Source organism: Nocardia vulneris, from assembly GCF_001613425.1.
Lineage (GTDB): Bacteria > Actinomycetota > Actinomycetes > Mycobacteriales > Mycobacteriaceae > Nocardia > Nocardia vulneris.
Map to the genome: position 1 here is coordinate 73,536 of NZ_BDCI01000011.1, position 24,129 is coordinate 97,664.

The following is a 24,129-nucleotide window of genomic DNA, read 5'->3' on the forward strand; positions in this document are numbered from 1 at the left end:
TCACTGTAAGTGTCGCCGTGCCGAATTCGCGATACCCACATCGCGGTACCGCAACTGGGGAACAACTTTCGCGTGGCGCGTCCCATGATGCCTGAGGCAGGTGTGTGATTCGCGCGGCGGAGGGTGAATGATGCTGGTAATTCTGGTGTTACAGGTGCGGCGCGCGCTGTGCGCGCGGCTGTCGAGGAGACCCGGATGGTGCGGGCCGCTCGCGGTCCTGTGCGCCGCGCTGCTGGTCGGCAGCGCCGGCTGCACCGGAACTCCGGAGGCGGCGGCCCGGTCCGGTGTCTTGACGGTCGGCATCGGCGAGCCGGCCGGCCTCGTCCCCGGCGATCTGCGAGACCAGGCCGGTCGGCTACTGGCCGGCGCGTTGTGGACGCCGCTGGTGGACTACGACGCGGCCACCGGGCGGACCGTTCCCCGGGCCGCGGCGGCGATCTCGACCGCGGACCGGATGACCTGGCAGGTCGACCTGCGCACCGACGGCCGCTTCCACGACGGGACGCCGGTGACCGCGAAATCCTATGTGGACACCTGGCGCACCGTGATCGAGCAGCGATGGAGCGGTGCGAGCGCACTCACCGAGGTGTTGCGCGCCACGGAGATCAGCGCACCGAGCGAATACACGCTGCGCATCGTGCTCGACCGGCCGTTCGGCCAAGTGCCCGCCGTGCTCGCGGCGCAGGCCCTGCTGCCCCTGCCCGCCTCGGTGCTGGCCTCCCGGGATTGGACCGGCTTCGCCGCGCAGCCGATCGGCAACGGGCCGTTCCGGTTGGCGGGCCCGTGGCGAGCGGGGTCGGGCGGACGGCTCGAGCGGGTCGAGGAGGCCGCGGGCAAGGTCCGTGCGATCGAATTCCGGGTCGGTACGCCCGCCGAGCAGTACGACCAGGTGAGAGCGGGTGCGCTGGATCTGGTCGCCACGGTGCCCGGGGAGCGGCACGACGCCATGCATCACGACTTCGCCGAGCGACACCTCATGTGGCCGCTGCCGGAGGCCGACTATCTCGCATTCCCACTGTCGGACAAGCGGTTCGAGGACGCGGCGGCACGGTTCGCGTTCGCCATGGCGGTGGACCGTCCGGCTCTGGCCGCGGGACCGCTGGCGCGGCAGGTAGATCCCGCGAACACGCTGTTGCCGCCCGGCGTCGCGCCCGGCGCACGGTCGGCCACCTGCCGTCCGTGCAGCCACGACGGGGCCGCGGCGAAGTCGCTGCTCGGGCAGGTTTCCTTCGCCGGGCCGGTCAGCGTGTATTTTGCTGCCGGGCAGGAGCATTGGGCGCGGCCGCTCGCCGAGCAGTGGCGCACGGCGCTCGGGGTGGCGGCGACCGCGCGGCCACGGGACGAGGAGACGAGCGCGCCCGTGGACGGCCCGTTCGTGGTGTCCCGCTCACTGCGCACCTCCAGCCCGCACGAACTCCTCAGCGCGCTGGCCCGCGCCGCCGGGTACGCCGACGACGGGTTCACCGAGCTGCTGGCCGCCGCCGATGCGGCGGACGTCACGGTGGACAGCGCTCAGCTCTATCGCCTCGCCGAGAACCAACTACTGCGCGACCTGCCGGTCGCACCCCTGTGGTCCGGTCACGGCCACGCGGTCTGGGCGCCGCGGGTGCACGACGTCACCGCGACCCCGTTCCGCGGCATCGACCTCGCCGCGATATCGGTATGAGCGGCTGTGCGGACGGCCGAAGCGTTGCTCCTTCGATCGATGTGCGGAAACCTCGGGTGACCGGCAGGGCCGTGAGAGCCGTTGCTGCCCAACGTGGTCGGGACGCGCACGGGTGCTGACGCGGTTCGCGTCGTGATCGGGTGTGATCCGGCCGTGATCGTGTCGTGATTGATCGATCGGCTTTTAATCGCGCCTCAACTCGCTTTTAGAATGCGGCACACAACTCGTCGTCCGGTGCGCCGCGTCCTAGTCTCGGATCAGTGCTCGACCATCCGGTGCAACCGGGAGCCAGGCCACCGACCAATGCTGCTCGGCGGGTTCCGACAGGCGGATCCACCTCGGCGGCGACCAGCCTGATCCATTGGCGGACAGGCGATTCGGCGCGCGGCCGACCATATCGAAGGAAAGAATTTCATGGGTAAGCACAGCGCACCTCGGAAAAATCATGTCCCGGCGCAATTGGCAATTCTGTCGACGGCCACACTGATCGGCCTCGGTATCTCGGCGCAGAGCGGCGCGGGTGCGGCGACGGCGGATTCGACCATCACCGCGACGCACCGGACCGACGACGTGGCGCCCGCCCCGGCGAAGCGGGTGGGCGGGGCGGTCGCCCAGACCGTCAGCCACCACGGCGGGCAGGAGAGCCGCAACGCCGTGCCGCCGAAGAAGCGCAAGCCGAAGCCGGCCGCGGACAAGCCGAAGCCCGCGGCGGACAAGCCCAAGGCGGCACCGGATCCGTTGGAGCTGTTGAACAGTGGCAGCGCCGCGCTGAGCGGACTGGCGAAGAGCCTGAACACCGGCAGTTCGGCCATCGCCCCGCTGGGCAAGGCGCTCGGCACCGGCAGCACGGCCGTGTCCGGCAGCGCGAGCAGCGGCAGCGCGGGCCTGGGCGGACTGGCCCCGCTGCTCGGCCTGCTCTCCGGCAGCGCCTGAGCCCGGCCCGGCGAGGTCACTGCCAACGAGCAACGAGAAGGCATTCGATGGGGAAGCACAGCGCACCGCGGAAGAACCGCTTTTCTCCCGCGACCATGCTCACACTGTCCACCGCGTTCGGGGTGTCGGCCTTCGCCGTCACCATCGCCGGAACCTCCAGGGCCGCAGCGGCTCCCGAATCCGGGTCGCCGGCCGAGCAGGTGATCGGCCTGACCAATGCCGCACGGGCCGAGGCGGGCTGTTCGGATCTGAAGGCGGACAAGAAACTCACCGCCGCCGCGCAGGCGCACACGAAAGACATGGCGGACAACGGTTTTCTGGATCACAACTCGTCGAAGGGCGATCCCGGCGACCGCATCAAGGCGGCCGGGTACCAGGCCCAGGGCTGGGCCGAGAACATCGCCGAGGGGCAGACGAGTGCGTCCGAGGTCGTCGACGCGTGGATGAACAGCGAGGGGCACCGGGCGAACATCCTGGACTGCAAGCTGCAGGACATCGGGGTCGGCTACGCCCAGAGCAGTAACGGAACCGCCTACTGGACACAGGATTTCGGCACCTCGGGCGGCTCCGGCAAGGACAAGGACGACAAGGGTAAAGACGACAAAGGCGATAAAGGCAAGGACAAAGAAAAGGACAAAGAAAAAGACAAGGGGAAACCGCCGGGTGGTGACAAGGACAAACCGTCGGGCGGCGACCAGAAACCGTCCGACGGTGACAAAGACAAGCCCGGTAGCGACGACGAGGCGCCCACCGGCGAGGACTCTTCGACCGAGGCCGGCGACGACGGTTTCGGCGACACCAGCGACGAAGGCTCGGACCCGTCGTCCGGCGACGAAGGCGATGGGTTCGGCGAGGACAGTTCGACCGAGGACGACACCGAGGCGTTCGAGGATCCGTGGAGCGAAGGCTCCGACGAGTCTTCCGGTGATCCCTGGAGCGCGGATGCCGGCGATGCGACGCAGGACAGCGACGATTCGTCGTTCGACCCGTGGAGCAACGGCTTCGACGACTTCGCCGAGGACGGTGCGACGCCGGACAGTGGCGACTCGTTCGATCCCTGGAGCAACGGTTTCGACGACGGGCTCGGCGGTCTCACCGGCGGCGGCGACGCCTACGGCGGCCTCGGTGACATCTTCGGTGAATTCGGCGACGAGTTCGGTGGTCTCGGCGATGCGCTCGGCGGGCTAGGCGCGGTGGGCGACGCCCTGGGCGGGCTCACCACCGGCGGTCCGGGCGGGGCCTGGTAGCGCTCGGGTCCAGGCGCAGAAGGAGTTCGATATGGCGCTTTACATCACCGCGTGGTCGATGACCAGCGATACCACCCCGGAATTCGCCTCTCGTACCGCGGAGCACGACCGCAAAGCCTGGTGCCTCAGCTGGTTACCCCACCGCACGCTCACCTTCGAGCAGGCCAGGGCGGGTATGGAATTGGACGAACTGCTGAGCGATCCCGGCAGCGTGCACGACGGCATGGCGCTGGCCCTGGCGGACAACTGTGCGGGCCGGATCGGCCTGCTGCGCGAGCAGGCGGTGCTGCTGCTGGCGAAACGGATGGCCGCTCGATGCGCGGCGGGGGCCGTCACCAGCGCACTTTGAAGGCGCGTCGGGCGTGAAATACGGTGTCCTCACGACGGCTGGGCGAACGTGAGCTGGGAGGACACATGCCGGGCAGGCACGAAGGCACCTCGTTGACCGGGGCCGAGGCGCTGGACCGCCTGGACGCGCTCTATCAGCAGTCGGTCGGCGCGCTGCGGACCGCGCTACGGGACTTCGTCGAGAACGGCACCGTGCCCGACGCGGCCGCCCGCGCCGCCGGCGCGTTCGCCTATCCGGAGCTGCGCATCAGCTGGGACGGTGCCGCCGCGCCGAAGAACCGCTCCCGCGCGTGGGGGCGGTTCACCAGGCCGGGCAGCTACGCCACCACGGTCACCCGGCCCGACCTGCTGCGCCACTATCTGTCGGAGCAGTTGGCGATGATCGAACACGACTACGACGTGCGCGTCGAGGTATCGCCGTCGCACCAGGACATCCCGTTCCCGTACGTGATCGATCGCGCCGACCTCGCGCTGGATCGTTCGATGGCCGCGGCGCTCGCGAAGTATTTCCCGACCACCGATCTGGCCACGATCGGTGACGAAACCGCGGACGGCATCCTCGATCCGGCCGATACCTTCCCGCTCAGCCATTTCGACGCGCTGCGCACCGACTTCTCGCTGGCCCGGTTGCAGCACTACACCGGCACGCCCGCCGAGCATTTCCAGTCGTTCGTCCTGTTCACCAATTACTCGCGCTATGTCGACGAGTTCGTGCGCTGGGCCGGCGAGCAGATCGCCGATCCGAACGGCCCCTACGACCGTCTCTCCTGCGCGGGCGGCACCGTGATCAGTGCCGAGACCGCAGGCGTCGGACTGATCTCCGATCTCGCGTGGAAGAAACACCAGATGCCCGCCTGGCATCTCACCGCGCCCGGACGGCGCGGTATCACCCTGGTGAACATCGGTGTCGGCCCGTCGAACGCGAAGACCATCTGCGATCACCTCGCGGTGCTGCGCCCGCACGCCTGGCTGATGATCGGCCACTGCGGCGGGCTGCGCGAGAGCCAGGCGATCGGCGATTACGTGCTCGCGCACGCCTATCTGCGCGACGACCATGTGCTGGATTCCGTACTGCCGCCGGATATTCCGATTCCCAGCATCGCGGAGGTGCAGCGGGCGCTGTACGACGCGACCAAGACGGTGAGCGGCATGCCGGGCGAGGCGGTGAAGCAGCGGTTGCGCACCGGCACCGTGGTCACCACCGACGACCGGAACTGGGAGCTGCGCTATTCGGCGTCGGCCCTGCGGTTCAACCTCAGCCGCGCGGTCGCCGTCGACATGGAAAGCGCCACCATCGCGGCACAAGGCTATCGCTTCCGGGTGCCCTACGGCACGCTGCTGTGCGTCTCGGACAAGCCGCTGCACGGCGAGATCAAGCTGCCGGGTCAGGCGAACCGCTTCTACGAGGGCGCCATCTCCGAGCATCTCCAAATCGGTATCCGCGCAGTGGAATTCCTGCGTGCGGAGGGCGACCGGCTGCATTCCCGCAAGCTGCGCACGTTCAACGAGCCGCCGTTCCGCTAGCCCAGAATTCGGGTCGGGATGCGCCAGAGGGCGGTCGCGGATGCGCCGTCGGCGCTGGACTCGAAGGTGATCCAGCGACCGTCCGGTGACCAGCTCGGTGCGCCGTCGTAGTGCTCGGAGGTGGTGACGCGCACGGGCAGGCCGGTGCCGTCGGCCCGGTGCGCGAAGATCTGGGCGTGCGGGGTGTGCGCGTGATCGGAGGAGTACACCACCCAGTTCCCGTCGGGCGAGAAGCTGGCGTCGGTGTCCTCGTCCGCGCCGGCGGTGAGCGTCGCGCGTCCGGTGCCGTCCGGCGCGACGGTGACCAGGTCCCAGTCCGCGGAATCCGCACGGCGCGACTGGAATACGATCCGATCACCGCGCGGGGACCAGTTCGGCTGGCGGTTGTCGGTGTCCGTACCCGGTCCGTCCACGAGTTCGATGGGCAGGCCGTCGGCCCGGCGCACCTTCCAGATGCTGCCGCGCGCACCGGGGCCGGTCTGGGTGTCGTTCTCCTGGAAGACAATCCATTCGCCGTCCGGGGCGAAGCTGGGCTCGGTGTAACCGCGAATGCTGTCGTGCGTGGTCACCTGCGTCGGTGCGCGGCCCGGCGCGACCGTCCAGATTTCGTCCAGATCGGTGACGTCATAGGAGAACGTGATCAGCCCGGTCGGCTTGTTCCACGCCGCGCCCGGCAGATTCACCGCCGCCTGATCGCCTTTGCGTACCAGTACTTCAGGCGGGCCGCCGGACGTGCGCAGCAGCCGCAAACTCGCCCCGCCGAGGTTGTAGCCCGCGTCGAACTGCGTGAACACCACGGCATTACCGTCCGGTGCAAAGGCGGCGTTCTGCGCACTCGCCCGCCCGGCCGGCCGATACAACAGTTCGGCTCCGTCCGGCCGAGTGACCGCGTCCTTGTGCTCGACCATGCTTTCCCGCTCCCGATTCATTCGTGCTCCGCTCTCGGTCGCGCCCACCCTGACATGCGCGCCCGGTCGACGTCGACGGCGCGGTTCGCTCATCGAAATACTCGCGCCACGTGCCGCGACGATCCACCGGAATGCGTACGAATTGCGTGGATCGGTGATGCGGTGCGGCTATCTTCGCCGCCGGATTTCAAAGCTGAAAATGCGCTCCGGGCAACGTATGCAACTGTATGTCGCGGTATCCGCCGTGCTAACGTCGCCGCTGACCCGCTCCGTATTTCCTCGAAGGGAATCAAGAATGGCAAGGCAAATCATCGAGGCGTTGATCGACGACCTTGACGGCTCGAAGGCTGATGAAACGGTCTCGTTCGGTTTCGATGGCCGCATGTACGAAATCGACCTGTCGTATGCGAACGCGGCCAAGCTGCGGGCGCTCGTCGATCCGTGGGCGGAAAAGGCGCGTAAGACGGGCCGCGCCGGTGCACGGGTGAGCGCCACCCCGCGGGCCCGCAGTGCCTCGGGCGACGGCCAGCTCGCCGCCATCCGGACCTGGGCCGCCGAGAACGGACACCGGGTTTCGACGCGCGGCCGGATCTCGGCCGAGGTCACCGCCGCCTACCGGGCCGCGCACGAAGCGCCGGAGGCCGCCCCGGTCGAGGCCGCCAAGGCGCCCGCGGCGAATTCGAAGAAGCCCGCGGTGCCCTCGTTCGTCGAACCCGCCAAGAAGACCGCGAAGAAGACGGGCAAGAAGGTCGCCGCAGGCGTCTAGTCCGCAGGCCGGTCGGCCGCTCGGCCCCAAAGGTGGGGCGGCTCTTCGGTTCCGGTCAGCGCCGGTTCAGGACAGCGTGGCGCTGGTGATCACGACCGGCTCGGCGGGCAGGCCGTCGCGCGGCCCGCGTTCGGTCGGCGTGATACCCGCGGCGACCATGCGATCGAGGACATCCATACCGGCTACCACCTGACCCAGCACCGAGTAGTTCGCCGGAATATTGGCGAACGAATGAACGATGAAGAATTCGCTGCCATTGGTGCCGGGGCCCTGGTTGCCCATCGCCACGGTGCCGCGCGGATAGGTTTCGGTGCCGTCGACCTCGTCCGGGAACTGGTAGCCGGGCCCGCCCTTCTCCACTTCGAAGATATCGCCGCATTGCAGCACGCCGAGGCGAGCGCTGTCGGTGAGCCGCCAGCACTGACTCTGATCGTAGAAGCGTTGTGCCACCAGGCTTGTCATGTTCTGCACCGCACACGGCGCGGCGCCCGCCCGGTTCAGCCGGAGGGTGACCGGGCCGTAGTTGAACTGGAACGTGACGTCGATGGTGCCGATGCCGAGGGCGACCGGCAGTGGCGGCGCCACGGGGCGGGCGGCCGGGTTGTCCGACGCGGTCGGCGTGAACGCGCACGACACCACGGGCGGGCCGGCCGTGGCCGGGGTAGCGCCGACGACCGGACCGATCGACGACAAGACGGCAATGGCGAGTAGAGCACCCCAACGTGACCGCATAGCAAGCAAACTAGCGGATCTCGCCGAAAAGCGTTCGCCAAAGCGGTAATCCGCCCGTGCCTGCCCGCCGCGCGCGCAGGCACGGGCTTCGCGCGGTCAGCCGCCCGCGATCACCGGGTAGTGATCGGACAGATTGGTGTAGGTGTAGTCCTTACCCTGACTCGTCACCGTCCAGGGCGGGCACGATTCCTTGATGACGTTGTTCCGCCACGACGACGGCTTGGCGTGGCCCCTGCGGTGCAGGACGTAGTCCAGGTCTTCGCGCGGATCGTTCGGGTAGCGGTCGTGCGCGATCGAATTCTCCGCGGTGTCGAAGGAGTACTGATGACCGGTGCGCGAGGTCGCAGGCTCCAATCCGGCATCGGCGAGCATCGAACCGTACTCGGCGGTGCGGTAATCGACATTCATATCGCCCGCCACCAGCACCTGCTCGGTCGCGGGGATGTTCTTTCCGTTGAGAAACGCGTCGATCTCTTTGAATTGCAGAGAACGATCGCGGGCCGCTTCGCCCGCGCCGCAGCCGGGGTCGGTCGACTGCGCGTGCGTGCCGACCACGTGCACCTTGCTGCCGTTCACCGAGAGCACCGCGTAGGCGAAGCCCTTGTTCGACCACCAGTCGGCGCCGCAGGCGTCGGCGAAGACGAACTGCTCTTTGCGCAGGATCGGCCACTTGCTCAGGATGGTGACGCCGCCGTCCTCCGGGGTGGTGGCGGAGTACTTGCCGCCCGTCGCGTCCCAGCCGTTCCTGGACCGGCCGACCACCGGCGTCTGGTGTGGGTATTCACCCGCCGCAGCGGATTTCAGCGCATCGGAGGCGCCGTTGTCGAACGCTTCCTGCAGCACGACGACGTCGTTGCCGTGGAAGAAATCGGTGTTCGGGATTTCGGCGGCGCGATGGTCCTGGCCCCAGTTGGGGTACAGGTTCTTGCTGAACAGGAAGGTGTTGTAGGTCAGCACGCGCAGTTCCGGCGTGGCCGCGGGGGCGGCCGTGGCTTGGAACGGAATCGCCATACAGGTGGTGGCGAGTGCGGCGATGATGCTCAGCCTCGTGGGCTTGGTCAGCGGCACGGCAGTTCCTCGTCTCGAAGTCGGACATAACGACCGCCATCGGATCAAGCCATGATGACTTCTGCATGACGCGATCATGATCAACTGTGTGCTGCCGGACGTCCGAGTGGCGGTGCTCAGTGAAACAGCTTGAGCAGGTTCACGATCAACCGATCCACGCCGTAGGCGAACGGGATCGCCACCCACAGCCAGGCGCAGATCAGCAGTGGAATACGCCGGGGTAGCGTCGATTCGGTGCTTTCGGCATCGGTCATACCGGGTCCTTCTCCGTGACGACGGCCCTCGGCTCGGCCGTGCGATGGTGTTTCGCCGCCACCGGGCGAATCAGTTCATTGGCCGCGAAACCCACGCAGAGCAGCGTGATCATGATCGCGAACGAGGTCCCGTACAGTTCGGGGCCGGTCTTGCCGTGCCGGGCACCGGAATCGGCGATGGCGTTGACGATCAACGGTCCGGCGACACCGGCCACCGACCAGGCGGTGAGCAGCCTGCCGTGGATGGCGCCCACCTGATAGGTGCCGAACAGATCCTTGAGATAGGCCGGGACGGTGGCGAATCCGCCGCCGTAGAACGACAGGATCACCATCGCGCCCAGGATGAACAGCGGCTTGCTCGTCTGGCCTACCGACCACACCATGGCGTAGGCCAGCGCGCCGACGCCGAGGTAGATCCGGTACATGTTCTTGCGGCCGATCACGTCCGAGAGTGAGGACCAGCCGATCCGTCCCGCCATATTGGCCGCGGACAGCACCGCGACGAAACCCGCCGCCGCGGTGACGGTGACCGGCGTCGAGGTCTGCGCGAAGAAGTCGAGCACCATCGGCGCCGCCTTCTCCAGGATGCCGATCCCCGCGGTCACGTTGCAGCACAGCACGATCCACAGCAGCCAGAACTGCGGCGTGCGGAGGGCGACATCGGCTTCGACATCGTTGTCGCTGACCAGCCGCCCGGCCTTTTTCGACGGCGCCCAGCCCGCCGGACGCCAGCCCGGCGGCGGAACTCGGATGAGCAGTACCCCCACCGACATGAATACGGCGTAGGTGAGGCCCATCACCAGAAAGGTTTTGGCGATCCCCGCGTCGTCCTTGCCGAAACCCGACAGCAGCTGGGTGGTCCACGGCGAGGCGATCAGTGCACCGCCGCCGAAACCCATGATCGCGAAACCCGTGGCCATGCCCGGCCGGTCGGGGAACCACTTGATCAGCGTCGACACCGGCGAGATGTAGCCGATGCCGAGCCCGATGCCGCCGACGAAGCCGTAACCGAACACGATGAGCCAGTAGGCGCCGGTTGCCGCGCCGAGGGCCGAGATCAGCAGGCCGGAGCAGAAACACACCAGCGAGACCGTCATCGCCCAGCGCGGCCCGCGGCGTTCGACGAGGGTGCCGCCGAAGGCCGCGGACAGGCCGAGCATGACGATGGCGATCTGGAACGGCAGTGCGCTGCCGGTGCCCGAGACGTCCATCGCCTTTTCCAGCGGCGGCTTGAACACGCTCCACGCGTAGGCCTGCCCGATGGCCAGGTGAATGGACAACGCCGCGGGCGGCACCAGCCAGCGGCTCCAGCCCGGTGGGGCGATGACACGGGCGTACCCGGTGGTGCCGGCGTCGGCGACTGCGGTCATGCGGCGATCTCCACTCTCAACTCTGTGGCGATCATATGGTTCGCGCACGTTCGCGAGTGCCGTTCCGCGCCGATACTCATCCGATGGTCCGCTGACCGGACCGGCGGGCCATTCGCCGGTGTTTCCGAACTGGGGTCCGGCCGCCCACCGCGCCCACGGCGGCGAAAGCTGACAGAATCGAGGGGGAACCGCGCGCCGGCTCCGAGCGGAACGCGGATTGTGCTGGTGGAGGGGGCTGTTCATGCCGGAACGCGATCTCCTGTCGGAGGCTTTCGTCGAAGCGGCACGGCGGCAAGGGTTTTCCTGCCGGATCGTGTCCGCCGACCACATCGTGTTGCACGGTGGGCGCGGCCGCTTCGAGACGTCGCTGGCCAACCTGCGCCGCCTGGTCGCCGGTGAGCCGCAATCGAACTGGTTCGCGCTGGCCGCCGACCATCTCGCCACCGGCATCGCCACCCTCGAACTCGCCGCGCACGACGGCGTGGACAGCTTCGCCGCGGTGCGCGACTCGATCCGAACCCGGCTGTACCCCAGCACGATGCGCGCCGAGGACGCGGTGCGCCGGATGGTCGCGCCCGGGCTGGTGCAGCGCGTCGTCCTCGATCGCGTGCACACCGTCGCCCAGGTCACCCACGAGATGCGCCGGGAGTGGCAGATCGGTGAGTACGATCTGTTCGCGCTGGCCGAACGCAATGTCCGCGCCGACGGCCCGCTGGAGGTCACGGTGCACGAATTCGACGATCCGCTCGCCGAGGGGTTACCGCTGTCGCTGCTGTCGGGCTCGGAGTACGCCACGGCGCACGTCCGCTGGCTCGGCGACTACCCGGTGACCGGGACGGCGGGCGCGCTGGTGATCCTGCCCGCCAAACAGCACATGTACGCCTACCCGATCAACGATCTCGAGGTACTCCGGGCCGGGGCCGTGCTGGCCCAGTTCGCCGTCAACGGTTTCGCGGAACAACCCTGGCCGGTCAGCCAATCGATCTACCGCTGGCACGAAGGGCATCTCTCGCTCGCCATCACCACCCGCCGCACCGAGAGCAGCCTCGCGCTGATCGCCTCGGACAACTTCGAACAACTGCTCGGCACACTGCCGGAGTAACAGCACGCGATGGCCGAACCGCGGCGCCGCGACAACATGATCAGCCACCTGTCCAGCCTGAACATCATGCTGGAGATGCGCGAAGGCTTCGAGGCGAGCACCACGCAGTGCGCGGGCTGGTTCCGTGACGCGGGCTTCGTCCAGATCGAGCGGCGGCAGCTGATCGGGCCGACCTCGATGGTGTTCGGGCGCAAGCCGGGTCGGCTGCCGAAATGACGCGGCGGGCGACGCGGTCTGCGCGTCGCCCACCGCTCGGTGGCCTGGTTGCGGATCAGTGCGGAACCGGGGTGACCTGGATCGGCGGCACGGTCGCCACGCAGTCGGTCGAGCCGGTGGCGCCGGTACGGACGAAGTGGTCGACGATGCCGACGACGCAGCCGCTGGGCTCCAGGTCCGGGATGTGGCCGGTGTTGGGGACGGAGAGGAACGTCGCGCGCGGGAACATCGCCGCGACCCGCTGCCCGTTCGCGTCCGGCGTGATGGCGTCCAGGTCACCGGAGAGCACCAGCACCGGCACGTCGGGGAGCGTGCCGCGAGCCGGGGCGGTGTGCGCCTCGGTCACCGCGGGCCAGCGCAGGCAGGCGTTGCCGCCGTCGCGCATACCCCCGCTGAAGCCGGCCGCGCTGAAGGCGCCGGTGCGGCCCGCCGCTTCGACGCTGTGCCGGTACTGCTGATCGCGCTCGGGCAGCGACGCCTGGCGCGACCACAGCGTGGGGTAGTCGTTGCAGGCGACGGTGAGGAACAGGTCGATGTTCTCCGTGGTCGGCTCGCCGCCGGCGCGAGCAGCGAACTGCCGCAACGGCGTATCGTCACCCTGCACGGCCGCGTGCAGCGCGGCGGGCAACGTACCGAGCGGGGTCAGCTCCGTCGGATTCGCACCCAGATTGCTGGTGCCCACCTCGAAAGCCAGTGTGGCCAGCTTGCTTTCGTCGAGTTGCCACGGCGTGGGGCCGTCGATCGTCAGCGGGTGCGCCGCCAGGCGTTGCGTCACGGCGGTCAGATCGGCTACGGCGGTCGCACCGTCACACGCTCGGCTGCGCTCGCAGATCCGTTGCAGCGCAAGCGACAACGCCTCGGCGTTGGGCCGGGAGAGCAGATCGAAGTCGGGCGGGTAGGCGCCGGTCAGCACCATGGACTGCACGCTGCCGGGGTGGCGCTCGGCGTAGATCGGCATCAGATAGGTGCCGTAGGAGATGCCGTAGAGCACCAGCTTCGGAATACCGAGCCGGGCCCGCACGGCGTCGACATCGTCCGCGGTGGCCGCCGAGGTATAGCCGGCGGCGCGTGAGCCGAGCTGTTCGGCGCACCGCGCCACCATCTGCTGCTGCTGGTCACGGCTGCCGAGCTGGTAGCCCGCCTCGTCCGCGCCACAGTCCAACGGGCTGGACAGCCCGGTGCCGCGCGGATCGACGAGCAGCAGATCGTGGTCTTCGAGCAGCAACGCGGAGAGCTGGGCCGCCTGCTCGGCGTGCGCGATCAGCGGCACACCCGGTCCGCCGGGATTCGGGGCGATGGTGCCCATCGCGGGCGCGTCCAGCTTGCTGCGCCGGATGAGCGCGTAACTCACTGCGACAGTGCCTGATTCGGGCTGATCGGCGATCAGTGGCCGGGACTGCACGCCGCACTCGACCTGATGGCCCGGCACGGTCGGGCACCAGTCGGGTCCGGGTGGGGCGGCGCCGTCGGCGCACGCCGTGATCATGGTCGCGGCGGCGAGGGCCGCCAGCACACTCGCGACTGCCCGCATACTCTTGCGCATCGTCGAAATCCCCTTTGTCGGAACGCTTCCCGCATTCGGTTGCGGTATGGGACAGATCCTGTGCGCTGGATGTCAGCGGATTGCGAGGGCCGGGCAAGAAACAGGTAAGAATTCCGAGTGCCGTGTATAGGTGCTGGTGGGGGTCGATCCGGCGCTCGGCGAGCACCGGGGTGACGATGGTCACGAAGTGAACGGCCTGACCCCTGCGGCATCGCTACTCACCAGCAACAATGACGGAGTGAACACCACTAGCTCGTCAGTGCCCGCCGCGTCGGTCCTCGTCGCCGAGGACGATCCGCATGTGCGCAGCACGCTGGACCAACTGCTGCGCTTCGAGGGCTATCAGGTGTACCTGGCCGCGGATGGTCAGGAAGCCCTGGAACTGCTGGCGCAGCAGCGGCCGGACCTGGCGGTGGTCGATGTGGAGATGCCGCGCCTGGACGGCCTGTCGCTGTGCCGGCTGCTGCGCCGCCGCGGTGATCGGCTACCGATCCTGGTGCTCACCGCCCGGCAGCAGATCGGCGACCGGGTAGCCGGTCTCGACGCGGGCGCCGACGACTACCTGCCCAAGCCGTTCGCCACCGACGAGCTGCTCGCCCGGTTGCGAGCGCTGCTGCGGCGCAGCACCTTCGACGAGGACGACGACACCGTGCTGGCGGTCGACGACCTGACCTTGAACACCGCGACCAGACAGGTGCATCGCGGTGACCGCCCGATCGAACTCACCAAGACCGAGTTCGACGTGCTGGAGCTGCTGCTGCGCAACGCGCGGATCGTGTTGAGCCGCAGCCGGATCTACGAGCACATCTGGGGTTTCGACTTCGATACCGAGTCCCGCTCGCTCGATGTCTATATCGGGTATCTGCGACGCAAGACCGAAGAGCACGGCGAACCCCGGCTGATCCACACCGTGCGCAACGTCGGCTACTCCGTGCGGCCCGCGTGATGCTGCGGGCACGGATCACCCTGGTCGTCGTGGTCGCGATCGTGGCCGCCATCATCGTCACGCTCGCGACGTCCTACCGCGGGGTCGTGGGCCTGATCAGCACGCAGTTCGCGCACAGCCTCAACGATCGGGCCGACGCGGTCATCGCGGTGCTGCCCGCGGTATTGCCCGAACGGCCCGACACCATCGAGCAACTGCTGGGCGCGGACGGCATCGCACACCCGCTCGTCGCGGACCGGATAGTCCTGCCGGTCGCCGATGCCGACCGGGCGGTCGCCAGAACCGGCAGCGGCACAGCCGAATACAACATCGACCTGGACGGCAAGCCGTACGGCATCCTCACCAAGCCGCGGCCGGGCGGCGGCGCCGTGATGGTGGCCCAGCGGTACGAGAAGCCGGATCAGATCGACCAGGAATTCCTCTGGCGCACAGGCGGTATCACCGCGCTCGCGGTGGCGGTGTCGGCGTTGCTCAGCTGGCTGGTGATCGGTCGGATCCTGCGACCGGTGCGCCGATTGCTCGCCGCGACCGAGCACATCAGCTCGACCCAGGATCTCTCGGTGCCGCTGCCGCCCACCGGCCGCGACGAAATCGGCAGGCTCACCGGCAGTTTCGCGACCATGCTGGCCGCGCTGCGCCGTTCGCGTGAGCAGCAGCACCGGCTCGTGCAGGACGCCAGTCATGAGCTGCGGACCCCGCTGACCTCCATTCGCGGCAGCGCGGAACTCCTGCAGCGCGCCCGGGGCCGCCTCGCGCCCGAGGACGAAGCCAAGGTGCTGCACACGTTGGTTCAGGAGTCCGTCGCGCTGGACGCGCTCGTCGCCGAACTGGTCGAGCTGGCGACCGATCAGCGCACCGCGGAGGACGCCACCTCGCTGGACCTGGCGACGCTCGCCGAGGATTGCGCCCAGCGGTTCCGGCACCGCAGCGGGCGGACCATCACGGTCACCGCGACGGGGACCCAGCCGGTGCTCGGCCGGTTGCGCGCGCTGGAGCGGTGTATCGACAATCTGCTGGGAAACGCGATCAAGTTCAGCCCGGCGGATACGCCGATCGAAGTGCACGTCGAGGGCACGGAATTGACAGTGCGCGATCAGGGACCCGGTATCGCGCCCGCCGACATCACCGCCGTCTTCGACCGCTTCTATCGCGCCGCGAACACGCAGAGTACGCCGGGTTCCGGTCTGGGTCTCGCGATCGTCGACGACATCGTGACCGCGCATCACGGCACGGTATTCGCCGAACCCGGCCCGGGCGGCCGCGTCGGTTTCCGGCTGCCTCCCGAGGCGGCACCGGCCGACACGTCGCGGCGGAAACGGTCAGCCGGCTGATTTGCGGCCGAGACCGCCGTAGATCACCAGCCGGGTCGCGGGCAGATCCGTGTGCAGGAACTGCTGTGCGGGCGCGACGCCGGGTGGGATCAACTCGAAGCCCGCCATGAGGGCCTCGATCTCCTCCGCCGACCGATAGCGCACCTGGGAAGGGGTGTTTTCGGTGTCGGACTGGGATTGGCTGATGAAGTCCGGATTGGTCTCGTTTGACCCGTGCGTCATGGCCAGGTAGCTGCCCGGCGCCATGGCATCGCGGAACGCGGCGAGGATATCGGCGGGCTTCTCCTCGTCCATCACGTAGTGCAGCACGCCGATCATCAGCACGGCGATCGGTTCCTCGAAGTCGATGCGCGACTCGGTCCGTAGTCGGTCGATGATCTCGCGCGGGCGCCGGATGTCGGCCTGCATGACCGATAAGCCGGGCGAGTTGGCCAGCAGTGCGTCGCAGTGCGCGCGCACGACGGGGTCGTTGTCGACATAGACGACTCTGGCCGAAGGCTCTATCTCCCGGGCGACTTCGTGCACGTTGGGCGAAGTGGGGATGCCCGCGCCGAGATCGATGAACTGCTTGACGCCCGCGTCGGCGGCCAATTCGACTGCCCGGACCAGGAATTGGCGAATGAACCAGGCCAGGGTCCTGGTGTCCGGGGCGATCGCGAGCATACGATGGGCGACCTGGCGGTCGACCTCGTAGTTGTCCTTACCACCCAGCATGTAGTCATAGATGCGCGCGGAACTCGGCACGGTGGGATTGAGTCCAGGCGCTCGGTCCATCCCCGACAAGGTTTCCTCCCGGTGGGTCTCGGCATGCTCGATCCCGAGCGTAGCGTTCGAGCAGCCTGCCCGGCGCACGGCAAAGCGTCATGATCCGCCCGTCAGGGCCGAATCTTCGACTGGAACCGCGGTGTGGTTCCGTACAGATACCCGGCGACGTCATTCTCGGCGCGCCGCGCGCGCGTCACTCCTGTTCGGCGAGCCTGGCTGCCCGAGCCATCAGTGTGTCGGCGACGGGTCGGGTGCGCCGGCCCAGGCCGCATGCGGTGGCGACCCCGTCGACCGGTCGGCCGAGGGCGTGCTCGATCTGCCGCAACGTCTGTAATTGCGCTGCCTCGGTGGGTATGTCGTGCACCAGCCCCGCGTAGAAGTGGGTGCCCGCACGCAGCTCCAGGTCTGCCAGCGGCGCATAGAAGGTGCTCTCGGTCGAGGGCGGCTTGTCCCCGGCCGCGAACGGCGCGTGGATGAATTCCAGCGGGCGGCCCGACGGCCACTGCCGGGCAAGGCAATTGGCGAAGTAGACGATCGGGCGCGCGTCTCGCAGGGTGGCCCGGGACTTGTTGTGCAGACTCCCTACGCACATGTGTACGCCGAACCGGGTGCCCGCGGGCGCGGCGGCGGCCAGTGCGGCGATCCGCTTGCTCAACCCCAGCACCCGGTTCACCAGCCGGTGCCGCGGCTGCGTCTGCGCGAGCAGCACCAGTTCCGCGGTGGCTTCCAGTTGAATGACCACGTCACCGCCGGTGAGCCGCTGGATCGCGGCGATATCGCGGAGCGCGGCCGCGGTGAACGCTTTTCGATGCCGCAGCAGGCCGGTGCGGCCCATCGCGATGAAGGCGAGCGTGAAGTCGGTGGGCATGCCGATCTGCAGGGTGAGTCCGGGCAGTCCGTGCCGCGCACGCGCCGCCAGGAATATCGGCAGGGCCTCCTCGGCCTCGTGCAGATAGCCCAGATCCATCAGGTCGGCGGTGAGTCGTTTGCCGCGCGCGGGCCGGTAGATCGTGCGCTGCTGACTGGTATTCCACTCGCCCGCCTTCTTCAATTCCAAGGCGCCCTGCGCGACCAGGTCTTCGATTATCGGTTTGACGTAGAACTCGTAGCGTCGCGTCTCGCCGGTGGGCAGCGTTCGTAGCAGGGGGCCGGAAGTGTCGAGCATGGCTTGCATCGCGGTAGCTGTGCTCTCGGCCGGAAAGCTGCCAACGAAGTGCACTGCCCGCGTACCCATGGGTCGGATCCTAGACCGGAGGGTTCCAGTATGGGCCGATGTCGGGTTCCAGTACGGAATGTTGTGCTTTCGATACGTCGGGTGAGTGCTTGTTGCGCGACGTGCTCGCGACCGGACGAGGGCTGAATCATTCTGGGGGATCGCCGAATTCACTCGATGCCGGTCCGCTGCGCGGTGGGCAGACCGGTAGCGGCCGACCGGCTACGCGATGGCAACTCCTGCGCAATCGCTCAATCACGCGGGCGGCACGCATGATTCGGCCCGCGACAAGCTGACGCCTGATCTCGGTTAGGGGCCGGTTGTGCGCGGAAGGTGGTGGGCGGTGTGGCCGGGCGCACTGCCGCCGGGTGTGGGACGAATCAGCTGATCAGACAGGTGGTTTCGGCTCGTCCATCGCCTCGATGCGGGGGTCGGCGAAGATCTCGACCTGGTCGGTGTTCAGCCGCGCGGCCGCCGAGTCGGTCACGCGCAGGGCGTAGAGCCCCTGCGCGGGATCGACGGGGATGAGGCCGTACGCGGTGTCTACGTCGTCGACCGTGAGCTTCAGCTCGCGCAGTGCGACGGCCAGGGTCGCATTCGCGGGAAGCCGGATCGTGAGCAACGGCATGCCCCCACGTTACGCGCGGGAGGCCGATTTGTTCAGTTCCGCGAGCAGCGCGGCCGTGTCGGCGATGCCGTACCCGTAATCGTAGTTGTAGCCACCGGCTTGCGCGGTCGCGGTGCGCTGCAACAACGTTCGCAGTTGGGCCGGTGGCAGTGCGGTGGCGGACCACTGCGTGCGCACGGCGGCGACCAGGCCGGCCGCCACCGGGCAGGCGGCCGAGGTGCCGGTGTCGGGTTCGGTCGCACCGAAGGCCTTCGACCCGAGGAAGTGGGTGTAGGAGCAGATGTCGGGCTTGCGATCGGTCAAGCGGCCCGGACCCTGCGAGGAGTAGCCCACGCGCTGGTTCTTGGTGTCGACGCCCGCGATGGACAGCACGCCGGGGTGCGAGTTCGCGCCGCCGATCGGGCGGTCCTTGTAGGCGCAGCGGCCGTCGGGGCAGTCGCGGCCGCAATTGCCCGCGGCGAAAACGATATCGGCGCCCGCGGCCTCCAGCGAACCGACGATCACGTTGAACGGATGCGACGGATTGTCGGAGTAGTTGCCCGGCCGTCCGACCGGAAAGTCCCAGCTCGGCGAGAAGGAGCCCCAGCTGTTGCTGATCACCAGCGCACGGGACGCGGCGGGCTGGTCCGTCAGTACGGTGCGCAGGTGCGCGTAGGCGGCCAGCGCGTCCGAGAGCAGTCCGTCCATGGTGCTGCCGCCCTGTCGGGTGCTCTGCAGCACCGGGATGTCGAGCAGGGTGGCCTGTGGCGCGGCGATGAGCGCGTCGAAGGCGCACATGCTGCCGTGCGCCACCGGGAACTCGCCCGCGGTTCCGTTGACACCGGCGGGATTCCAGCTGCGCGCCTGATCGATGTGCACGGCGCCGCCCCGGGCCTGCTGCACGTGCGCGGCATTGATCCCGGTGTCGACGATGGCCAGTGCCACACCTGTGCCGTCCAGCCCGGCGGCACCCAAATCGCCACGCCGCACCAGTGTTTCGACGTCGTGCCAGTTGCCGACCGCGGGCGTGTCGCCACAGGTCAGGCTGGTCTGGATCACCGGGTCGGCGAATACGCCGGTGACGCTGCGGGATTCGGACAGCTGGGCGACACCGCGGGCGAGGTCGTCGTCCGCGATCTCGCCGCGCACCACCACCGACGCGTCCACCGGGTCCAATGAGTAGCTCAGTCGCTCGACGGCGGCCGCGGCGGGCACCGGTTTCGGCACCGCGACCGGGGCATAGGACTGATCGAGCGTGATGCCGGACAGATGCCCGGCGACATCGGCCGTGGCGACCGAAACGGCGCGATCGGCCACTGCGGTAATCACATCGACGGACGGGCGAAGCTGGATGAGTACGCGCATGGCCGACATACTGCCGTCCGCGGCCGGGAAGTTCGCGTTGGGCACGCCAGGACGGCCGAGGTCGCTATGGGCGGGCGACCGGTGCCGCGGGAAAGCGCAAGCTCTGGGCAATTTCGCCGGGCAGGGCGTGTCCGGGATCACAGCGCGGTCATTTTCCCCGCATCACCGAGTGAACAGGCGAGCCGGGAATTGTGGACCGGGCGAATTCCACTTTGTCTACCGGGATGCTCGCTACTGCCAATTCCGGGTATGTGCGTCAGAATTGCTGTACTGCACCGGTATTGCGCATTGCTCAGTCGAAAAACGTTGATACCGAGGGGGTTAGGAATCGTTTGCCAGCGCAATCGAGCGGCGGTGGGTACGCTCGGGCTGGTTGCCGAACGCTTCCATTCGGTGCGAATCGGCCTCGGTCAACCGCGTTCGACCTGCTGGATCACGGTACAGATGGGACGGTTCGATGAAATCACTGACACGTTCGGCCCTGATCGGGGCTGCCGTATGCACGGCGGCGGCTTTAGGCGGCACACCCGTTGCGGTCGCGGCTCCCGACACCCCCGGCGAGCACTTGTGCACCATCAAATACCCCACGCCGGAAGGCGATTTCTCCACCTACGCCGTCAGTGAAGCGTTCGCCTCCTCGCACAACGACGGCACCTTCGACCTCACGCTGCACACCGACGCCAACTCCGAAACCGGATACGACCAGCAGTTCCGGGTCGTCTGGGCGAACCTCGACACCGGCCGCAGCGGCGGCGGCGACACCTCGGCCCGAGTGCAGGGCCCCGAAAATGTCCTCTCCATCCCCGCCGTAGACACCAAACCAGGCCGAATAGCCCTGACCCTGAGCGTGTTCAACCACGGCGAAGCCCAGAACTACACCAACGGCGACTGCACCATCGAATACGCCGCCCACTAGCCCTACCCCCGCGGGGCACTAGCCGTACCCCGCGGGGCGACGAAGAACCGCGCCGCAGCCACCGGGGCGTGGCTGCTGCTACCTGTCGCGGCTGGCGCTGGGCAGCCGCGCGGTTGGGGTAGCCGTAGTGCGTGCCGCGCAGGTTCTGTCGTCCCGCGCGCGTGTCCGTCGAACGACACGCGCGCGGGGCGGCGAGAAGTGCGCGGGGCGACGAAGAAGTGCGCGGGGCGACGAAGAAGTGCGCGGGGCGACGAAGAAGTGCGCGGGGCGACGAAGAAGTGCGCGACGAAGAAGCGTGCCGCACGGCACTACGCGGGGTGGCTGGCGCGACCTAGCGTGGCGACGGCCATTGGTGCGACCCGGTGAGTGTGGTTGGCGTTGCCCCGCGTGGCAGCGGCGACCTGTGTGGCTGCCGTTACCGGTGTGGCAGCGGCTATTTGGCTCGGCTGCCGTTATCCCGTGTGCTTGGCGCTGCCCGGCGCGGCTGCCGCTGCCGCTACCCGGTGTGGTTGGCGCTGCCCGGCGTGGCTGCTGCGACCCGGCGCTGCTGGCGCTGGGCTGCCGTGCGGTGGGGTAGCCGTAGTGCGTGCCGCGCAGGTTTTGTCGTCCCGCGCGCGTGTCTGTTGAACGACACGCGCGCGGGGTGGCGAGAGGCGCGCGGCAGCCAGCGGGTGTGGCTGGCGCTATCCGGTGTGGTGGCGGCTAGTTGGCGTGGCTGCCGCTGCCGGCATGACTGGCGCTAGCTGGTGCGGCGGCCGCGCGGTTGGGTGAGAGGTGATCAGGGGAGAACGGCGCAGGCGGGGCCCAGGTTGATGCCGGTGCCGACGTTGATTTGGCCGCGGCGGACGTAGGCCTCGAAATCGTCGCCGTCGGTGAGTTCGAGGGCTACGAGCTTGTGTGGGCCCTTGCGGTCGGGGATCCACGTGGTGCGCGCGGTGCCGGACGCGTCCGCGACGATCTTGCCCGGCCGGAACTGCTTGTGGTCCGCGGTCCGCGGGTCGTCGCCGATCTGATCGAGCATGCCGATCGTGGTACCCGGATCGGTGGTGATGGTGACTTCGTATGAGCAGCCGGTGCCGAGAGCGTCCGAGCTGCCGAAGCTCTGCCCCTGCTCGATATGCATGTTCGTGACTGCCGCCCCGGCCTGTGGTGCGGCGAGCGCGATCGTCGCAGCCAGCGCACCGAGCGTCGCCATCGTGGTGGCGACGGCTCTGTTGGATTTAAACACGTTGAAATGCTCTCTCTAGCAATGGAATCCCCCGGTTGGAGTTGCGGCGGACGGCGCGTGGCCGGTCCGCACACGTTTCCCATCCTTGCTTTTCGGCTTCCGGAGTTCAACTCCAATTCTGTTCTGCGGTTGTGGGTTCGGGGGTTGCAGGGGGTGCAATGTGGTGCTGCCGAATAAGTGTGGTGGTCTTTGGGATCGGTTCTTGCGTTTGGGGTGGTTGGCTGGCTGCCGAAGTTCTACCGGCTCAGTTTCGTGTGCCTGCCTCGGGAGTTACATGAATGGTGCTGGGGGCTTCGGGTGCCGTTCCCGGCTGTAGGCGTGCGTCAGGTGCGTGGGGTTTCGTCCCAGCGTGGTCATCTGGCTGTGGTGCCGTTCTCGAGAGTTCCTTTTCGGGGTGGGTCTGCTGCTCAGGAAATGCACCCTTTCTCGGGTTTTGCACCCGCTCTGGGCGTCCAGAAGGGGTGCGAAACCCGAGAAAGGGTGCAGGTCTGGGCTTTCGCGTGTCGACACGCACCTATCTGTCGCTTGGTCCACTCCCGGGCGACCCCTTCTTCCCAAGCCGCCCGAAACGTAACCACAGCCAGATGACCACGCCGGAACAGGAACCCGCGCGCCTGGCGTGCGCCTACAGTCGGGTACGGCAGGCGACGCGCTCAGCATGATTCGGGGGCAAACCTGGGACGGGGATACGTCGAGGGGAGCCAACCCGCCGAAAACCGCACTACACCAGCAACTCCAAGCCCCCCGAAACGCAACCACAGCCAGATGACCACGCGGGAACAGGACCCCGCGCGCCTGACGTGCGCCTACAGCCGGGTACGGCAGGCGACGCGCTCAGCATGATTCGGGTGTAAACGTGGGATGGGGAGACCTTGACGGGAAGCCCCCCGCCGAAAACCGCACCGCACCAACAAATCCGGCACTCGTGACGACGGCCCGCGCACACGACGGTAGCCCTCACACACCTTCACGGGCACAACGCGTGGGCCAGCAGAGTATCGGCGCGGGACCCGAGGTCGGCGGATTCGGTGATGGTGATGGTTGCGGCTCGGCCTTGGGGGGTGGCGCCGGAGAGGGTGATGTAGCCGGTGATGCCGCCGGTGTGGCCGAGGAATTTTGTGCCGCAGGGTAAGTCGGTGGTCATCAGGCCGAGTCCGTAGTCGAGGGGGTAGGGCTCGCTCATCGGCAGGCTGGCCGGCATCGCGTCCATTTCCGGGCGGCGGAGCAGTTCGCCGGCGATCAGGGCGGTGAAGAAGCGGTTGAGGTCCGCGCCGGTGGATACGAGTCCGCCTGCGGCGCCGGGCACCGAGGGTTCGATGCGCGTGACATCGGTGCGGGCGCCGTCGATGATCGCGTAGCCGTGCGGGTGCGGACCGCGGATGTCGTGTTCGCCGGCCGGCGGCAGGTAGGTGTCGGCGAGGCCGAGCGGGGCGAGGATGCGCCGTTCCAGTTCGGCGGCATAGGGATTGCCGGTGCTCGTGCGGATGAGTTCGGTGAGCACGACGTAGTTCGTGTTGGTGTATTTCTGCCGGGTTCCGGGCGCGAATTGGGCGGGGCGGCGCAGGGCGAGCCGGATTTCCTCGTCGGGGGTGAACACTCGGCCCGCGGCGGCTGCCGCGACTTCGTCGACCTCCGCGTCGTCGCTGAATTCCGGTAGTCCACTGCGATGCTGCAGGAGCTGGCGCACGGTGATCGCGCGCCCGTCGACGCCGTCGCCGGCGAGCAAGCCGGGCAGGTAGGTGTCGATCGGCTCGTCCAAGCGAATCCGGCCCTCGCCGACCAGTTGCAGCACGATCGTCGCGATGAAGCTCTTGCCGACACTGCCGACCCGTACCCGCTGCGGGTGATCGGTCGGAATCGGTTCGCCCGTAACCCGATTCGCGACGCCCGCGGACAGCGTCGTGGTGTGTCCGGCCACGGTGGTGGTCGCGACGGCCCCGGTGATGCCCGACCGCACCAGCTCGTCGAGATCCGCCTGCACGCGCGCCGCATCGTCCGGCGCTGCTTCCGAGGTGGATTGCGCGCACCCGGCGGCGACCAGCGCGACCAATGCCATGACAAGAGCCGACTTACGCATGACT

The 24,129-nt window shown here is 68.2% G+C and carries 23 protein-coding genes; 11 read left to right on the forward strand and 12 right to left on the reverse strand.

All coding sequences use genetic code 11. The annotated features are described in order from the left end of the window. The first annotated feature begins 127 nt into the window (after positions 1 to 127). The 5 genes from NVU01S_RS14685 (at position 128) to NVU01S_RS14705 (ending at position 5,718) form a co-directional block, all read left to right on the forward strand. On the forward strand, positions 128 to 1,666 hold the full coding sequence (locus NVU01S_RS14685) for a peptide ABC transporter substrate-binding protein (RefSeq protein ID WP_156162027.1): 1,539 nt from the start codon (positions 128 to 130) through the stop codon (positions 1,664 to 1,666). Positions 1,667 to 2,080: 414 nt separating this feature from the next. Next, entirely contained in the window at positions 2,081 to 2,599 is a 519-nt protein-coding gene (locus NVU01S_RS14690; protein ID WP_029895040.1) for a hypothetical protein, read from the forward strand. Positions 2,600 to 2,646: 47 nt separating this feature from the next. Then, positions 2,647 to 3,846 (forward strand): CAP domain-containing protein, encoded by a 1,200-nt coding sequence (locus NVU01S_RS14695; RefSeq protein ID WP_082032518.1) that lies wholly within the window; start codon positions 2,647 to 2,649, stop codon positions 3,844 to 3,846. A 31-nt stretch (positions 3,847 to 3,877) separates the two neighbouring features. Continuing rightward, positions 3,878 to 4,195, forward strand: coding sequence for a hypothetical protein (locus NVU01S_RS14700; RefSeq protein ID WP_043683675.1), 318 nt, complete (start codon positions 3,878 to 3,880; stop codon positions 4,193 to 4,195). A 65-nt stretch (positions 4,196 to 4,260) separates the two neighbouring features. Next, a complete protein-coding gene (locus tag NVU01S_RS14705; RefSeq protein WP_043683678.1) occupies positions 4,261 to 5,718 on the forward strand; it encodes an AMP nucleosidase in 1,458 nt (485 codons plus the stop codon). Here the strand turns inward: NVU01S_RS14705 and NVU01S_RS14710 are convergent. Beyond that, entirely contained in the window at positions 5,715 to 6,647 is a 933-nt protein-coding gene (locus tag NVU01S_RS14710; protein WP_043683681.1) for a TolB family protein, read from the reverse strand. The genes NVU01S_RS14705 and NVU01S_RS14710 overlap by 4 nt on opposite strands. 274 nt (positions 6,648 to 6,921) lie before the next feature. On the opposite strand from NVU01S_RS14710, the gene NVU01S_RS14715 reads away from it, so the two are divergent. After that, positions 6,922 to 7,392 (forward strand): histone-like nucleoid-structuring protein Lsr2, encoded by a 471-nt coding sequence (locus tag NVU01S_RS14715; RefSeq protein ID WP_063776088.1) that lies wholly within the window; start codon positions 6,922 to 6,924, stop codon positions 7,390 to 7,392. Positions 7,393 to 7,458: 66 nt separating this feature from the next. On the opposite strand, the gene NVU01S_RS14720 is transcribed toward NVU01S_RS14715, so the two are convergent. The 4 genes from NVU01S_RS14720 to NVU01S_RS14730 form a co-directional block, all read right to left on the reverse strand. Further along, complete coding sequence (locus NVU01S_RS14720; RefSeq protein ID WP_043683684.1) at positions 7,459 to 8,124, reverse strand: peptidylprolyl isomerase; 666 nt, start codon at positions 8,122 to 8,124, stop codon at positions 7,459 to 7,461. Positions 8,125 to 8,220: 96 nt separating this feature from the next. Next, positions 8,221 to 9,192, reverse strand: coding sequence for a sphingomyelin phosphodiesterase (gene sph, locus NVU01S_RS14725; protein ID WP_043683688.1), 972 nt, complete (start codon positions 9,190 to 9,192; stop codon positions 8,221 to 8,223). A 116-nt stretch (positions 9,193 to 9,308) separates the two neighbouring features. Further along, positions 9,309 to 9,446, reverse strand: a complete 138-nt coding sequence (locus NVU01S_RS44200; protein ID WP_167829477.1) for an MFS transporter small subunit — start codon at positions 9,444 to 9,446, stop codon at positions 9,309 to 9,311. Next, positions 9,443 to 10,816, reverse strand: coding sequence for an L-lactate MFS transporter (locus NVU01S_RS14730; RefSeq protein WP_052281479.1), 1,374 nt, complete (start codon positions 10,814 to 10,816; stop codon positions 9,443 to 9,445). The genes NVU01S_RS44200 and NVU01S_RS14730 overlap by 4 nt, the downstream gene beginning before the upstream one ends. A gap of 241 nt (positions 10,817 to 11,057) precedes the next feature. Here NVU01S_RS14730 and NVU01S_RS14735 point away from each other — a divergent pair, with 241 nt between their 5' ends. Further along, entirely contained in the window at positions 11,058 to 11,918 is an 861-nt protein-coding gene (locus NVU01S_RS14735; RefSeq protein ID WP_043683691.1) for a hypothetical protein, read from the forward strand. 9 nt (positions 11,919 to 11,927) lie between these two features. Next, positions 11,928 to 12,134 (forward strand): hypothetical protein, encoded by a 207-nt coding sequence (locus NVU01S_RS14740; protein ID WP_043683695.1) that lies wholly within the window; start codon positions 11,928 to 11,930, stop codon positions 12,132 to 12,134. A 55-nt stretch (positions 12,135 to 12,189) separates the two neighbouring features. On the opposite strand, the gene NVU01S_RS14745 is transcribed toward NVU01S_RS14740, so the two are convergent. After that, complete coding sequence (locus NVU01S_RS14745) at positions 12,190 to 13,677, reverse strand: alpha/beta fold hydrolase (RefSeq protein WP_043683698.1); 1,488 nt, start codon at positions 13,675 to 13,677, stop codon at positions 12,190 to 12,192. Between the two features lie 238 nt (positions 13,678 to 13,915). On the opposite strand from NVU01S_RS14745, the gene NVU01S_RS14750 reads away from it, so the two are divergent. After that, the gene (locus tag NVU01S_RS14750) at positions 13,916 to 14,623 is read left to right on the forward strand and encodes a response regulator transcription factor (RefSeq protein WP_244467587.1); all 708 of its coding nucleotides are present in this window, start codon (positions 13,916 to 13,918) and stop codon (positions 14,621 to 14,623) included. Continuing rightward, positions 14,623 to 15,954 carry a HAMP domain-containing sensor histidine kinase gene (locus NVU01S_RS14755; protein WP_052281480.1) on the forward strand — a complete coding sequence of 444 codons (1,332 nt, stop codon included), beginning with the start codon at positions 14,623 to 14,625 and terminating at the stop codon, positions 15,952 to 15,954. The genes NVU01S_RS14750 and NVU01S_RS14755 overlap by 1 nt, the downstream gene beginning before the upstream one ends. Here NVU01S_RS14755 and NVU01S_RS14760 read toward each other — a convergent pair. The 4 genes from NVU01S_RS14760 to NVU01S_RS14775 form a co-directional block, all read right to left on the reverse strand. Next, on the reverse strand, positions 15,943 to 16,728 hold the full coding sequence (locus tag NVU01S_RS14760; RefSeq protein ID WP_043683702.1) for an SAM-dependent methyltransferase: 786 nt from the start codon (positions 16,726 to 16,728) through the stop codon (positions 15,943 to 15,945). The two genes, NVU01S_RS14755 and NVU01S_RS14760, sit on opposite strands and share 12 nt — an antisense overlap. Positions 16,729 to 16,912: 184 nt before the next feature. Continuing rightward, entirely contained in the window at positions 16,913 to 17,953 is a 1,041-nt protein-coding gene (locus NVU01S_RS14765; protein WP_043683706.1) for a hypothetical protein, read from the reverse strand. Between the two features lie 367 nt (positions 17,954 to 18,320). After that, on the reverse strand, positions 18,321 to 18,560 hold the full coding sequence (locus NVU01S_RS14770) for a hypothetical protein (RefSeq protein WP_043683710.1): 240 nt from the start codon (positions 18,558 to 18,560) through the stop codon (positions 18,321 to 18,323). A gap of 9 nt (positions 18,561 to 18,569) precedes the next feature. After that, on the reverse strand, positions 18,570 to 19,904 hold the full coding sequence (locus NVU01S_RS14775; RefSeq protein ID WP_043683766.1) for a S8 family serine peptidase: 1,335 nt from the start codon (positions 19,902 to 19,904) through the stop codon (positions 18,570 to 18,572). Between the two features lie 457 nt (positions 19,905 to 20,361). Between NVU01S_RS14775 and NVU01S_RS14780 the strand changes: the two genes are divergently transcribed. Then, entirely contained in the window at positions 20,362 to 20,820 is a 459-nt protein-coding gene (locus NVU01S_RS14780) for a hypothetical protein (RefSeq protein WP_156162028.1), read from the forward strand. A gap of 778 nt (positions 20,821 to 21,598) precedes the next feature. Here the strand turns inward: NVU01S_RS14780 and NVU01S_RS14785 are convergent. Beyond that, positions 21,599 to 22,048 carry a hypothetical protein gene (locus NVU01S_RS14785; RefSeq protein ID WP_156162029.1) on the reverse strand — a complete coding sequence of 150 codons (450 nt, stop codon included), beginning with the start codon at positions 22,046 to 22,048 and terminating at the stop codon, positions 21,599 to 21,601. Between the two features lie 967 nt (positions 22,049 to 23,015). Beyond that, the gene (locus NVU01S_RS14790; protein WP_043677107.1) at positions 23,016 to 24,125 is read right to left on the reverse strand and encodes a serine hydrolase domain-containing protein; all 1,110 of its coding nucleotides are present in this window, start codon (positions 24,123 to 24,125) and stop codon (positions 23,016 to 23,018) included. Between the last annotated feature and the right edge of the window lie 4 nt (positions 24,126 to 24,129).

Bases quoted from the DNA above. Each gene is read 5' to 3' on its own strand.
- NVU01S_RS14730 (WP_052281479.1), bottom strand. From the start codon at position 10,816: ATGACCGCAGTCGCCGACGCCGGCACCACCGGGTACGCCCGTGTCATC.
- NVU01S_RS14770 (WP_043683710.1), bottom strand. From the start codon at position 18,560: ATGCCGTTGCTCACGATCCGGCTTCCCGCGAATGCGACCCTGGCCGTC.
- NVU01S_RS14690 (WP_029895040.1), top strand. From the start codon at position 2,081: ATGGGTAAGCACAGCGCACCTCGGAAAAATCATGTCCCGGCGCAATTG.
- NVU01S_RS14765 (WP_043683706.1), bottom strand. From the start codon at position 17,953: ATGGGTACGCGGGCAGTGCACTTCGTTGGCAGCTTTCCGGCCGAGAGC.
- NVU01S_RS14685 (WP_156162027.1), top strand. From the start codon at position 128: ATGATGCTGGTAATTCTGGTGTTACAGGTGCGGCGCGCGCTGTGCGCG.
- NVU01S_RS14720 (WP_043683684.1), bottom strand. From the start codon at position 8,124: ATGCGGTCACGTTGGGGTGCTCTACTCGCCATTGCCGTCTTGTCGTCG.
- NVU01S_RS14710 (WP_043683681.1), bottom strand. From the start codon at position 6,647: ATGAATCGGGAGCGGGAAAGCATGGTCGAGCACAAGGACGCGGTCACT.
- NVU01S_RS14715 (WP_063776088.1), top strand. From the start codon at position 6,922: ATGGCAAGGCAAATCATCGAGGCGTTGATCGACGACCTTGACGGCTCG.
- NVU01S_RS14705 (WP_043683678.1), top strand. From the start codon at position 4,261: ATGCCGGGCAGGCACGAAGGCACCTCGTTGACCGGGGCCGAGGCGCTG.
- NVU01S_RS44200 (WP_167829477.1), bottom strand. From the start codon at position 9,446: ATGACCGATGCCGAAAGCACCGAATCGACGCTACCCCGGCGTATTCCA.
- NVU01S_RS14700 (WP_043683675.1), top strand. From the start codon at position 3,878: ATGGCGCTTTACATCACCGCGTGGTCGATGACCAGCGATACCACCCCG.
- NVU01S_RS14775 (WP_043683766.1), bottom strand. From the start codon at position 19,904: ATGCGCGTACTCATCCAGCTTCGCCCGTCCGTCGATGTGATTACCGCA.
- NVU01S_RS14695 (WP_082032518.1), top strand. From the start codon at position 2,647: ATGGGGAAGCACAGCGCACCGCGGAAGAACCGCTTTTCTCCCGCGACC.
- NVU01S_RS14790 (WP_043677107.1), bottom strand. From the start codon at position 24,125: ATGCGTAAGTCGGCTCTTGTCATGGCATTGGTCGCGCTGGTCGCCGCC.
- NVU01S_RS14755 (WP_052281480.1), top strand. From the start codon at position 14,623: ATGCTGCGGGCACGGATCACCCTGGTCGTCGTGGTCGCGATCGTGGCC.
- NVU01S_RS14780 (WP_156162028.1), top strand. From the start codon at position 20,362: ATGAAATCACTGACACGTTCGGCCCTGATCGGGGCTGCCGTATGCACG.
- NVU01S_RS14760 (WP_043683702.1), bottom strand. From the start codon at position 16,728: ATGGACCGAGCGCCTGGACTCAATCCCACCGTGCCGAGTTCCGCGCGC.
- NVU01S_RS14745 (WP_043683698.1), bottom strand. From the start codon at position 13,677: ATGCGCAAGAGTATGCGGGCAGTCGCGAGTGTGCTGGCGGCCCTCGCC.
- NVU01S_RS14740 (WP_043683695.1), top strand. From the start codon at position 11,928: ATGGCCGAACCGCGGCGCCGCGACAACATGATCAGCCACCTGTCCAGC.
- NVU01S_RS14735 (WP_043683691.1), top strand. From the start codon at position 11,058: ATGCCGGAACGCGATCTCCTGTCGGAGGCTTTCGTCGAAGCGGCACGG.